General features: G+C 56.9%; 7 protein-coding genes and 1 pseudogene. 6 read left to right on the top strand and 2 right to left on the bottom strand.

Annotated features, from left to right (window positions below; genetic code table 11):
* On the bottom strand, nt 1–695 hold a 695-nt coding region (locus B2J89_RS12750), incomplete at its 3' end, for a hypothetical protein (protein WP_205763818.1).
* 307 nt (nt 696–1,002) lie between these two features.
* Between B2J89_RS12750 and B2J89_RS12755 the strand changes: the two genes are divergently transcribed.
* The 4 genes and pseudogenes from B2J89_RS12755 to B2J89_RS12770 form a co-directional block, all read left to right on the top strand.
* On the top strand, nt 1,003–4,236 hold the full coding sequence (locus B2J89_RS12755; RefSeq protein ID WP_169169469.1) for a helicase-related protein: 3,234 nt from the start codon (nt 1,003–1,005) through the stop codon (nt 4,234–4,236).
* Nucleotides 4,233–5,069 carry a DUF4391 domain-containing protein gene (locus tag B2J89_RS12760; protein ID WP_169169470.1) on the top strand — a complete coding sequence of 279 codons (837 nt, stop codon included), beginning with the start codon at nt 4,233–4,235 and terminating at the stop codon, nt 5,067–5,069. The genes B2J89_RS12755 and B2J89_RS12760 overlap by 4 nt, the downstream gene beginning before the upstream one ends.
* Before the next feature lie 11 nt (nt 5,070–5,080).
* Nucleotides 5,081–6,745, top strand: a complete 1,665-nt coding sequence (locus tag B2J89_RS12765) for a DUF262 domain-containing protein (RefSeq protein ID WP_169169471.1) — start codon at nt 5,081–5,083, stop codon at nt 6,743–6,745.
* A 35-nt stretch (nt 6,746–6,780) separates the two neighbouring features.
* A pseudogene (locus tag B2J89_RS12770) lies at nt 6,781–7,665 on the top strand (site-specific DNA-methyltransferase); the annotation flags it as partial.
* A 158-nt stretch (nt 7,666–7,823) separates the two neighbouring features.
* Here B2J89_RS12770 and B2J89_RS12775 read toward each other — a convergent pair.
* On the bottom strand, nt 7,824–8,798 hold the full coding sequence (locus B2J89_RS12775) for an IS5 family transposase (RefSeq protein ID WP_114656349.1): 975 nt from the start codon (nt 8,796–8,798) through the stop codon (nt 7,824–7,826).
* Nucleotides 8,799–8,937: 139 nt separating this feature from the next.
* Between B2J89_RS12775 and B2J89_RS12780 the strand changes: the two genes are divergently transcribed.
* Together B2J89_RS12780 and B2J89_RS12785 are read left to right on the top strand one after the other, a co-directional pair.
* The gene (locus B2J89_RS12780; RefSeq protein ID WP_169169472.1) at nt 8,938–9,852 is read left to right on the top strand and encodes a DNA methyltransferase; all 915 of its coding nucleotides are present in this window, start codon (nt 8,938–8,940) and stop codon (nt 9,850–9,852) included.
* Between the two features lie 178 nt (nt 9,853–10,030).
* A complete protein-coding gene (locus tag B2J89_RS12785; protein ID WP_169169473.1) occupies nt 10,031–13,033 on the top strand; it encodes an ATP-binding domain-containing protein in 3,003 nt (1,000 codons plus the stop codon).
* The last annotated feature ends 14 nt before the right edge of the window (nt 13,034–13,047 follow it).

Raw genomic sequence — 13,047 nt, forward strand, 5'->3', positions numbered from 1 at the left:
GATGGGTCCGCTTTTTCCGGTTTGCGCGAAGCCAACATCTGATAGAAGGCCTCACACCAGTCTTTAGTCAGCGTCTTGAACCCGTCTTCACCAAACCCTTGAGCTCGGTAAAAACCATATTCATCAATAACTTCTTGCAATGACTTGAGGACTTTGGTTTGAACCTTTGGATCGCGCCCTTGGAACGCGCTTTTGTTTTCTTGCCAAAGCAGAGTAGCAAAAAGAAGTGCTTTCAACCGAGTGCTGGCTTTCGTTTCATTGGCGTTATCTTGTGTTCTCTTCTTAGGCTCCAACGCCGCGCTGCCATCTTTTTTTGCCTTGACTGATTCGGGGCTAGAGGACTGGGGCAAACGGGACTGCTTGATCGCTAAAAGCTGTGACATCCCGGCGGGCATGCTCTCCATGCCGTAACACCGAGCGATGAACTTCAATGCGCTGAGCGTATCCACGCGCACCTCGGACAATTTGCCGTGATTCTTTACCCGCTCAGCATTCCCAGCGTTATCTAGGTTGTAGTAGATCCGGTCGGTATTTGTAGGGTCGGAAGTCAGCGCATCTTTCATGACGTTCAGCAGCTTCAGATAGCCATGCGCCCAAGCTCCGTCAGCGCTTATGCGGAGATCACGGGTACGCTTATATGGAGCGAGGTTCCCCGCCATCACGACGATTCGCCATAGTGCACTTGTGTCGCGCACTACTTCTGCTTGCCAATCCGGCTCAGACCATTTGCGCGTGAGAGGACGCTTTGACTTGACTGCACTTGATCTTTTGCTAAGGCCCACGGACACCCTACCCATACTGGAATCCTCCCATGTTGAAACTGGTAATTCTCCATGGAATCGGATTGCAATTAAAAGACGGTGCCTGATCCGGATCTCATGCTGACGGGGGCGCGCGCCCCCGCCTTCGACCCAATTTCCGGAAAGCCATCTGTTCCCTCTCGATCCAAATTTCGCGCCACCATAATGTGGGGCAGAGCTCAAGAGGAAGGGGTCACTTGCAATGAAGTTCGTCAGCAACGCGGGCACAGATCGTGTCGTGGACTTGGTGCGCCCGTGGCTGAGGCCCAACCACCAGTTAGACGTGGTGTCACCGTCCTTCTCTCTATTTGCATTCGCTGAAATCCTGGCCGACGCGCCCCGCCTTTTCAACGCACGCCTGGTTGTGCCTCCCCTCCCCCCCAAAGACGCCCCTGTCAGCGTTCATGAGCAATTGGGCTTACTGGGCACCAAGGCTGACCGCGCCGCACGCAACACGCTGCAAGCGCCGTGGCTGGCACGCAAGTTCTCAGCTTGGCTTGATGCCAAGGCGCAAGTTCGCCACGCCTCGGGTTCCATTCCACAGGGAACCATGGTCCTGCGCGATGACCACGGCACGGCGCAACAAGCGGTGCTGGGCTCCTTCGCTTTCAGCACGGAAGGCCTTGGCATCACCCCCGGCAACCCACTCAGCCTCATTCAAACATCTGAGAACACGGCAGAAGCTCACATGCTGAGCCAGTGGTTCGACATGCAATGGGGTGCGCTCAAAGATCAGCCTGAAGCCAAGGCGGCATTGATCGCCTCGGTCAAAGAGGTGAGCACGCACCGCGACGCCACGAGCGTCTACACGCTGATGCTTCAACACTTGTTCGCCTCCAATGGCGAGGGCATGGACGAGGAACGCATCGTCAAATCCGCTACCGGCATTCGCAACACCGTGGTGTGGAAGAAACTCTACAAGTTCCAACGTGACGGCGTAGTGGGCGCCCTCGACAAGCTGGAACGCTTTGGCGGGTGCATCATTGCGGACAGCGTGGGCCTTGGCAAAACCTTTGAGGCCTTGGCCATCATCAAGTACAGCGAGCTGCGCAATGACCGCGTGCTGGTGCTCTGCCCCAAACGCTTGCGCGACAACTGGACGCTCTACAAGGCCAACGACAAACGCAACGTCTTGGCATCTGATCGCTTCAACTACGACGTTTTGAACCACACGGACCTGTCGCGAGACGGTGGCCTGTCCGGTGACATCGACCTATCTCACGTGAACTGGGGCAACTACGACCTGGTGGTCATCGACGAATCACACAACTTCCGCAACAAGAAGTCCCCGCGCCAGGGAAACGAAACGCGGTACGACCGCCTGATGCGCAAGATCATCCGCGAAGGGGTCAAGACCCGCGTGCTGATGTTGTCGGCCACCCCGGTCAACAACCGTCTGGCTGACCTCAAGAACCAGATTGCATTCGTCACAGAAGGCGACGATACCGCATTGTTTGACCACGGCATCGCCAGCATTGACAGCACCACCCGCCGTGCACAAAAGGCGTTCAACCGCTGGCTCGAACTGCCCAACGAAGAAAAGACCCCCGCGCTGCTGATCGAAATGCTGGGCTTCGACTACTTTTCCCTGCTCGACCACCTGACCATTGCCCGCTCACGCAGGCACATCGAGAAGTATTACGGTACTGCCGAAACAGGCCGCTTTCCTGGTCGCCTGCCACCGATCAACATCAAGGCGGACGTAGACCGTGCAGGCGAATTCCGCTCCATCCGCGATGTCAACCTTGAGATTCGCCGCCTTAACTTGGCTGCATATGCGCCGCTGCGCTACGTGTTGCCGCATAAGCAAGAGGCCTACGACCTGAAGTACAGCACCCAAATTCGCGGCGGCGAAAGCTTCTTCCGGCAAGTGGACCGTGAAGAGAGCTTGATTCACCTTTTACGAGTTAACGTGCTCAAGCGCATGGAAAGTGCCGTCTCCTCCTTCGCGCTCACTGTGCATCGCCAGCTCAAAGACGTGGAGGCAACGTTGGCGCAGATTGACGCACACGCCAATGAGATTGAAGAACTCGACATTGCCTACGTGGACATTGACGACCCCGCGTTTGAATCCTTGCTGGTGGGCCGCAAAGTCAAAGTGCTGCTGGGCGATGTGGACTTGGTGCGGTGGAAGCAAGACCTCACCGAAGACCGCAACCGGCTCGCCACGCTGTATGCGGCGGCAGAACAGGTCAGCGCCGCACGCGATGACAAGCTGCTCCGTTTGCGCGATCTCATCGCCAAAAAATCCAAGAACCCGATCAATGCGGGCAACCGCAAGGTCATCATCTTCACTGCGTTTGCAGACACGGCCAACTATCTTTATGAGCAGTTAGCGGGCTGGGCCAAGGCCGATTTGGGCATTGAAAGCGCCTTGGTCACGGGCTCGGGCCGCAACCAATCCACCCTGCCCCTGCGCCGCGACCTCAGCAGCATCCTGACAGCGTTCTCGCCGCGTTCCAAAGAGCGCCCCGAAGAACTTGCGATTGAGGGCGAGTTGGACCTGTTGATCGCCACCGACTGCATCAGCGAAGGGCAGAACCTTCAAGACTGCGACTGGCTGGTCAACTACGACATTCACTGGAACCCGGTTCGCATCATCCAGCGGTTCGGGCGGATTGATCGCATCGGCTCGCGCAACACCTGCATTCAACTGGTGAACTTCTGGCCCAACATGGAGCTTGAGGAATACATCAACCTGGAGCAACGCGTCAGCGGCCGCATGGTGCTACTGGACATTTCCGCCACCGGCGAAGAGAACATCATCGAGCAGCAATCTGGCGACCAGATGAACGATCTGGAATACCGCCGCAACCAATTGCTGAAGATGCAAGACAGCGTCATCGACCTGGAAGACTTGTCCAGCGGCGTTGCCATCACCGATTTGACGCTGACCGACTTCCGCATTGACTTGGCCGAGTTCAACAAGCTGCATCCCGGCAAGCTCGACGGCCTTCCGCTAGGCGCGTTTGCCGTCGCCTCCAGCAACGATGTGGACATTCCGCCTGGCGTGATCTTCTGCCTGCGCGCCGAAGACGCCGCCGCCGAAAAAGCCATCGACCCCGGCTACCCCTTGGCACCGCACTACTTGGTGCACGCCAGCGAAGACGGTACTGTGCTTCTGCCCTACACCCAAGCCAAGACCACGCTCGACCGGCTCAAGCGCATGGCCTTGGGCCGTGACTTCCCCGATGCCTCAGCATGCGCCCGCTTTGACCGCGCCACCAAGCATGGAGAGGACATGCGGCACGCCCAAAAGCTGCTTGCGGCCAGCGTGGCATCCATCGTTGGTAAGTCAGAAGAACGTGCTTTAGCCAGTCTGTTTTCACCGGGCGGCACGCACGCCATGAAGGGCGAATTCGCTGGCTCCAACGATTTTGAGGTGCTGGCCTACATGGTGATCCTGCCCAGTGCGGGCGAGGAACAAGCTGCATGACCGGGGGTGATCTGTCATCAGAACAGTTGATTTCAGCACTGCGCTTGCCCGCTGAGGCCACCGTCGGTCAACGCGTACCTAAGAAGATGCTGGCCGAAAATCTGACATCTCGCGGCACGGCCACAAGTGCCGATCGCAAGCTTTTGCAAGAACAGATCGACGAGATCACTTGGGTTGCGGCCCTCAAGCCCACCAATGCGGGCATCCCGGAGTACCAAGACGAAGTGCGCAGCTACCTCGAGCTGGCGGTCCTGAGTGTGCGCCTGCGGCAAGGTGGCCAGCTCGATGCGAATCCTGCCAAAACTTCACCAAGCGTGGCGCGGCTTGCTGAGCTGGTGCACCGTTCCATACCCTACCCCGTACTGCTGGTCTTGGATGGCGGGGCACGCCTTTACCTATCGCTGGTGCACATCCGTTGGGCGCAGAAAGAGGCCGAAAAATTCGTGCTCGACGGCGATTTAATTCAAGGCGTTTTTGTGCGCAACGGGCCTGCCGCCGCATCTGTGATGGACGCAGGCACCGTGAATGCGTTCATCAACGCCATGGACCTGAGCAAGCAGCCGCGCACTGACCTGCTGACGCTCTACCAGGGCTGGATGGACACGCTGTCCGCATGGCAAGCCGCAGCCGTGACCGGCCGCTTTGAGTGCGTCAGCCCGCAGCAAGCCACGGCGCGTCGTGCAGCCCTGCGCCGTTGCCATGAGCTGGACGTGCAAATCAGCAGCCTGCGTGCGGCTGCCAGCAAAGAAAAACAAATGGCCAGCCAAGTGGCGGCCAATCTCGAAATAAAGGCGCTGATGGCAGAACGCCAGCAGGCCGTGAACAGCCTCTAGGAAAACACTACATGAAAAATCAAAAGCAAACTATTCGAAAAATTGTCGGCTTCCTGAACAACGCGGATGAAGACGGCGGTTTTTGGCTGCCCAACATACAGCGACCCTTCGTCTGGGGCGAGGAGCAGATTTGCCGCCTATTCGACTCGATCTTGCGCGAGTACCCAATTAGCACTCTCCTCGTCTGGAAAACCACCAGTGGCATCCGCCGTCGCAAGTTCATCGACAACTGGTCTTCTTCTCTCAAGTTGAGCACCTTCTACGTCCCTGAGGACTTCAAAAAGAAATGCTTGGTGCTCGACGGCCAGCAACGCCTTCAAAGTCTCTACATCGGCCTATGCGGTAGCTTTTCTGGTCGAGAGTTGCACTTTGATGTCCTGAGCGGTACCGCCGCGCTGCCAGACGACATCAAGTACAGGTTCGAGTTCCGAACCACAGCCACAACCGCCTTCCCTTGGGTGAAATTTAAGGACTTGGTATTCACTTCGCGAAAGAAGCGCGAGCTGATTCAGGACATGGAGGCAAAGGCAGGCCGCAGCTTCACCAACGAAGAAAAAGACAAAATTGAAGGCAATCTAGATTTGGTTGACCGCACGTTCAAGATGGACGAGTCCATCACATACCAAGAACTCGACAGCATCGACAACCCCGATCTCTACACAGAAGACGATGTCGTGGAAGTGTTCATTCGTGCCAACTCCGGTGGCACTAAACTTGAAAAATCAGACTTACTTTTTTCCTTGCTCAATGCAACGTGGGATGTAGCAGACAACCGCATGGAAGAACTGCTAGATGACCTGAACCGGCACGGATTTGAGTTTGATCGCGACTTCGTTCTCAAGACATGCTTGGTGCTGCTGAACCAAGGCGCGCAGTACGAAGTGTCGAAGTTCCGCAAACCTGGGGTGCGCGAGGACATTGAGGAGAAGTGGGACGAGCTGAGCGCCTCCATCAAAGCGATTGCGGACTTCGTGCGCAGCAAGACCTACATTCAGTGCGACAAGGCCTTACCTTCTTATTTGGCCTTAATCCCTCTCATTTATGTCCGCCACCACTACCCCACCGCATGGACTGGGGCGAAGCAGATCGACACCTTCTTAGTGCGCACCTTGCTCGCAGGGGCCTTCGGCGGGCAATCTGACCGAATCATTGATGCGCTGGTGAAGCGTTTTAAGGAGATAGAACGCTTTGATGCAGAAGAAGGTTTTGCGGTCATTCGCTCTCAAAACCGCAACCTGGAAATCTCCAAAGACCGATTCTTCGAGATGGGCTATGGCTCCAAAACCATCCACTTGATCTTGAACCTGTGGTACCCCGCGTTCACCCATACACCGGCTTATGACAACAACTTGCCGCAAGTGGATCACGTGTTTCCGCAGAGTCGATTGAAAGCTGTGAAGGTGACCAGCCCCGACACTGGTCGGTCGGTAATGAAATACCGCGACGATGCGCGCAACCACTTGGCGAACTGCATGCTGCTGACTCGGGCGGAGAACGGCGGTGGGGGAAAAAGTGATATGTCGCCAGCCGACTGGTTCAAAGACAAAGACGCCAACTACCTAGACCTCCATCTCATCCCCAAGGACAAAGCGCTGTGGGCCATGGACAGGTATGAAGACTTCATCGCTGAACGCAAAAGCTTGATTGCGACCAAATTTTCTTGGCTGATTGCTTGACCCACGATGTACCAGCACACATTACGAAACATCCCATGACCATTCGAAAGATTGAAGCGCATTTACCTGAAGCGCAAAGCGCAGATCTCGTGGCCGACAACATTGCCAAGCTCAAGTCCATGTTCCCGGAGCTTGTGACCGAAACCACTCAGAGCGGCAAGACGACTGCGACCCTCAACGTGGAGGTGTTGAAGAACCTGATTGGCGACGCCACTGCTGTGGAGTCTGAGGAAAAGTACGGGCTGAACTGGCATGGCAAGCGCCGTGCACGTCAGATCGCTTTGACCCCAAGCACAGGCACCTTGCGCCCTTGCCCCGAGCAGAGCGTGGAATGGGATACCACGCAGAACTTGATGATCGAGGGCGACAACCTCGAAGTGCTCAAGCTGCTGCAAAAGAGCTACGCGGGCAAAGTCAAGCTGATCTACATCGACCCGCCGTACAACACGGGCAAGGACTTCGTGTATCCGGACAACTTTCAGGACAACATCAAGAACTACCTGGAGCTAACTGGGCAAACAGAGAGCGGTCGAAAGATCAGCAGCAACACCGATGCCAGCGGGCGTTTCCACACCGACTGGCTGAACATGATCTACCCGCGCTTGAAGCTGGCACATAGTCTGCTGCAAAGTGACGGTGTGATCTTCGTCAGCATTGCAGACCACGAGATTCACAACTTGCGGGCTGCGATGAACGAGGTGTTCGGTGAAGAAAATTTCATTGCAACTGTCATCTGGCAGAAGGTTTTTTCGCCAAAAAATTCAGCACGACATTTTTCAGAGGATCACGACTACATCGTGGTGTACGCAAAGAACGCGGAGACGTGGACGCCACGGCTCCTGCCGCGAACAGAGGAAATGGAAGCCCGCTATGCGAACCCTGATGAAGACCAACGAGGTCCTTGGACTTCCGGAGACTTGTCAGCCCGAAATTTCTACGGTGAAGGCACTTATGGCTACGCTGAACAAGCCGTCGAAAATTTCCGCGCAAACCTGGATGACGCAGTTTTTTGGACTTTTATGCCTCTCGCGCGGCCCATTTGGGCAGTTCGCGGGGCGCTGAGGCCCGATTTCCGCCCTTACGGGCGCACCTGTCCCAACAGATGACTGCGGCACAGGTAAATGTTGGCCAGCGCCAAGGCCGTGAACGCCCGCGTGGCGTTCTTCTGAAGCCCGCGGTAGCGCACCTTGGTGAATCCCCACAGGCGCTTGACCACCGCAAAGACATGCTCGACCCGGGCACGCACCCGCGATTTGTTGCGGTTCTTGGCCCGCTGAACTTCGTCCACCTCGCCTGCACGGCGGGTGCGCTGGTTGGTGAAGTCCTTGGCCTTGGGGGCCTTGCTCGCTATCAGTGCTTTCTGGCTGGCATAGGCCGAGTCGCCGTACACGCGCCGCTCATTGCCATGCAGCAGATTGGGCAGAGGGTGTTTGTCATGCACGTTGGCCGCCGTCACCACGGCGCTGTGCGCCAGCCCGCTTTGGCTGTCCACGCCAATGTGCAGCTTCATGCCGAAATACCATTGCTGGCCTTTGCGTGTCTGGTGCATATCGGGGTCGCGCGCCTTGTCGGCGTTCTTGGTGGAGCTGGGCGCTGCGATGATCGTGGCATCCACGATGGTGCCGGTGTTGACCTTGAAGCCGCGCTCCTGCAATTGCTGGCCTACCTTGGCAAACAGGGCTTCACCCAGTTTTTGCTCATTGAGCAGTTTGCGAAACTTCAGCAGCGTGGTGGCGTCGGGCACGCGTTCGCGGCCCAGGTCAATCCCCACAAAGCGGCGCAGACTGGCACTGTCATACAGAGCCTCCTCGCACGCCAGATCGGCCAGGTTGAACCAGTGCTGAAGAAAATGGATGCGCAGCATGCGCTCCAACCCAATGGGCGGACGGCCGTTGCCGGCCTTGGGGTAGTGCGGCTCTATCACCTGGCACAGGGCGGCCCAAGGCACTATTGTCTCCATGGTCCGCAAGAACTCTTCACGTCGGGTGGGCTTGCGCGACTGCTCGAATCCGTTGTTTTGATCTGCGGCCATTGCCAGGGTCTGCTGCTTCATCTGCGGATAACGTTTGAGAAGCGACAACGGTGGACCTTGATCAGCATTGCCTTATCCGGTCACCTGCCCATCTGGGCGTGTGATTGACGGCCCTCCGCCTGGAACCTACTGGCGTGTTTCTAAGCCGAAGTTTGATGAGATGGACCGCGACGGTCGAATTTGGTGGGGTGCTGACGGCGGAAACATGCCTCGCTTGAAGCGGTTCCTTTCGGATGTGAAAGCTGGTCGCGTTCCTCAGACCCTTTGGACATACGACGAAGTGGGGCATACGCAAGAAGCGAAGAAGGAGCTGATTGCAACTGTCAATTTTCCCAACTCGGATGTGGTGTTCGACACGCCCAAGCCGACTCGTTTGCTTCGTCGCATCTTGCAGCTGGCAACAAGTCCTGATGGAAATGATCTGGTGTTGGACTTCTTCGCAGGTACGGGCAGCACGATGGATGCTGTGTATCAACAGAATGCCGAGGATGGGGGCAAACGGCGCTGCATTCTTGTCCAACTGCCAGAGCCCTTAGCGGGCGGTGAAGTAGCAGGCTGGACCTCTATTGCCGACATCACAAGGGCACGACTTGTTGGTGCTGGAAAGCGGCATCGAGCCGCAGACCCTATGTTTTCGGGAGACGTTGGCTTTCGTACCTTCAAGCTCGACACGTCCAACATTCGGGCCTGGAATCCGAACGTATCAGACCTCGCAGGCTCTTTGCTAGCCAACTTGGAACATATCGAGGACGGCCGGTCCGAAAGCGATGTGCTGTACGAAATACTCATCAAGTTGGGGCTCGATCTGTGCGTCCCTGCCGACTTGCGAGAGATCGCAGGCAAGCCCGTTCACAGCATTGGCGGTGGCACGCTCATGGCATGCCTGCATGAACACATTTCAGTGACCGACGCGGAGCCTTTGGCCTTGGGCATTGCGGCATGGCGTGAAGAACAAGCCACCGCCGGGGCTACCACCGCCGTGTTCCGCGACAGCGCGTTTGAGAACGATGTGGCCAAGAGCAATCTGGCTGCCATCCTCGAACAGCACGGCATCAAGCAGGTGCGGAGCTTGTGATGACCAAGCACGCCATGAGCGCGGATTCAGTTGTCAACCGTCGGTTGATAACTCACGCTCCAAGAGTCGCAGCGGCAGCAAAGGCCCGACCGGGGACGGCAACGCCTGTGCACCGTTGCTACCAAGCGCGATAGAAACCTGACCACACTGCACCTAAGAGCAAGACCAAGGGGGACGCATGGCTCTGACCAATTTGACTAAGCGTGAATACAGCGCTGACGAGGTTGCCATTCTGGAGGGCGTGATCGACTACGCCGACCGGATGATCTACGAGGATCAGAACCTCGATGCCTTAGGTGGTTTCGCTGACACAAGCGGGTACGTGTCGCATTCCAGCGCGTCCTTATACAAGCAACTTCGCCGAAATGCTTATGCCAAAACGGTGGTCATCGACACGGAGTTGAAGGGCCGCTTAGAGTTTCGTTTGAGCTCCACCGAGGCCGTGTATCCAAACGAGGCATCGGGTTACTGCACGCCCCACTCAGCGGTGGGCCGAGTCGCCACTTTCTTCCAGCCGGGCTATGAAGGCCATAGCAAACGCTGGGGCGACTACCGCATCATCGAGATGCGCTCGTTTGATCGCTACGGAGGCCCAGATTTCGAGCCCAATGTGCGCAACTTCCTTCACATGCGCATCTCAGATGACAACGGAGACAAAGACGTTGTTTCAGATCTGCGTGCTTTCATTGGCAAAAAGCGAGTAGCAGCCAAGCCAACGATGCCAGCTGAAGAAGCTTCGCCACAGGCCATTGTGCCTAGCGCGCCAGTTGTGCTAGCTACGCCAGTTGAACTGCCACCTGCCGAGGTGCAGATTGCAGAGTTCGTCGTGGTGGATGACTCTGATGATTCCGACACTGAGCTGGAAATTGATGGCGAGGAGGACTGGAACCCTGATGAGCCGCCAGTGAAGCAGGAGGAGTATTTCGGCCTGAGCGAACGCTTCTTCACGCATCAAACCGTTGAACAGAACCAGATCATTGCCCGCTCTCCTGTAGGCGCGATGTTTGTGGAAGGCATTGCAGGCTCTGGCAAAACTTCGGCTGCGTTGGGCCGCACGAAGATGCTGACCACTTTCAATGCAGCGAGCGTGACCGATGAACAGTTGTTCCGCGACGTGGCGGGGCAAGACCAAGATTACTGGTCTGCGGATTTTGCCGGGCAGTTTTCACAAGAAAGTTGCGTTGGCTTTGTGCGCACTGGCGAGCTGATTCAGTATCTGCAGGAAACTTGCCGCCGCATCGACTTGCCCAACCTTCCGGTGCATGAATACAAAGAACTGCAAACCCGACTTCGGGAGCACCGCCGTCTGACCAGTAGTCCAGTGCCGGGCCGCCGGTGGGTTGGGTTCACTGAGGCTCGGGAGGCTCATGCAGCGTCAACCATGCAATGGTTGCATTCGGCAGACCAGGCAATTGCCAAGCAAATTGCGGCCCGGCTGATTGACGCCCTGCCCAGCGCATCAGAGCTGGCCGAACCGTTTGAACCCGATGCACGTGCGAAGGTCGTGCGAGTTGCCAATGTTGCGCTTGAAAACTTGCAACACGAGATGCAAGAAATCTCTACCGAGCTGGCCCAGTCCCCGCGCTCGGGCACGTTTGCGTTAGACCGGCTTGCACTACGACTACTGAACAAAGTGGAAGATGTTCGCAAGCGCGTGATGGGTGCTAAGGTGATTTGGACTCGCGTTGATGACCAAGTCTTGTTTGCAAACGATGAAAACGCCTTGGCACGCAAACTGGTGGAGCGCAAGGCGGCGTTGTACTTCGCCTCTGGCCAGCGACTGGTTTTCCTCGATGAGAATGGCCCCATAGACCCAACTTTGCAGTTGCTCACCACCACCGGCGAACCCTTGGCATGGTCCGAAGAGACGCGGGCGTTGATGATCTCTGGCAAGGTCATTGCACGCGAACCATCGGGTAAAAATGTCTACGCCGTGGCCTCTGATGTGAACCACCTTTTCATGCGGCTCTTGCCTGAGGCAACCGAATTGATCTACGCGCCAGGCGAAGGCTCGTTGCGTCGCTTGCCTCGCATGTTCGGTTGGGGTCGCGCCAAGCTTCCTCTGTTGCCTACGGACGATGGAAAAAGCGACGAAGAACTGGCTGATGACGAAATGGACGCAACGGTCGAGACACCAACGCCGGGCCAACCTCGCAACAGCACGCCGGATGCCATCTTCCGCCGCGTGCTCCGCCGTAAGCTATTGCAGCCCCTTACCAGCGTGGCCGACCAGTACCTGACTGCGTTGCAAGAGTCTGCCGGTCAGTTCCCGGATGCAGCACTGGCAAAGCGTCTGCATGCGCAGTTGAACAAGTTCAAGTTGGCTGACGAGGACATCGACCTTCTTCTGTGTCTGAGCCACTTGATGGGGCGCGGCCTAAAGCAAGGCGGCTTGCGGCAACTGCAGGAGCCGACGTTCTATCAAGCTGTGTTTGTCGATGAAGTTCAAGACTTCACCGAACAGCAGGTGTTTTTGATGGTAGAGCAGTCGAACCCCAAATATCGAGCCGTAACCGTGGTGGGGGACATTGCACAAAAGCTGCACCATGGCACCAGCATCGACCTGAAAGCCTGCTTCCCCGGGCAATCAGTACCTCACGTGCTACTGACCGAAAACCTCCGTCAAGCCGATACGCCGGGATTGGCTTTGTTCAGCGCAAGTTTCCGTTCTGTTTTGCAAGGGGGAGAAAAGCCCTCCACCGCTTTGGCGGAGACGGCCCAAAAAGAAGGCGCAAGCTTGGTGAGGCCACGCTTTCAAGTGTGTGAAACAGATGACGCTATGGACGCACGCATTGTTGAGGCCTTGGCCTCGGCCCAGCGCCATCAAACCGTGGCCGTGCTGTTCCCTGACTCCGCCACAGCTGCAAAGACCTACAAGCGCCTTGAGGTGGAGTTGCGAGAACGCATGGTTGAGGCTGAACTTTCAGAAAAGGTCAATCTGGCCCGGCGCCATGTTCGGCATTTCGCGGACGTGGCAAATTCCAAAGGCTTGGAGTTCGACGTGGTGCTGCTGGCTGGAGTTGACCGCTACGACCTCGGTAATGCGTCGCAAATCAATCGTTTGTACGTGGGGATCACGCGCGCGCGGCAAAGCCTCGTGCTGCTATCGGGCACCAAAGCCCTGGCTCCGCAGTTGGCTGAAGTGCGTACTCTCTACCAAGACTTGGCGGGGCAGCCATGACCTTGCCGCTCGAC

It is taken from the genome of Acidovorax sp. SRB_24 (assembly GCF_012931925.1).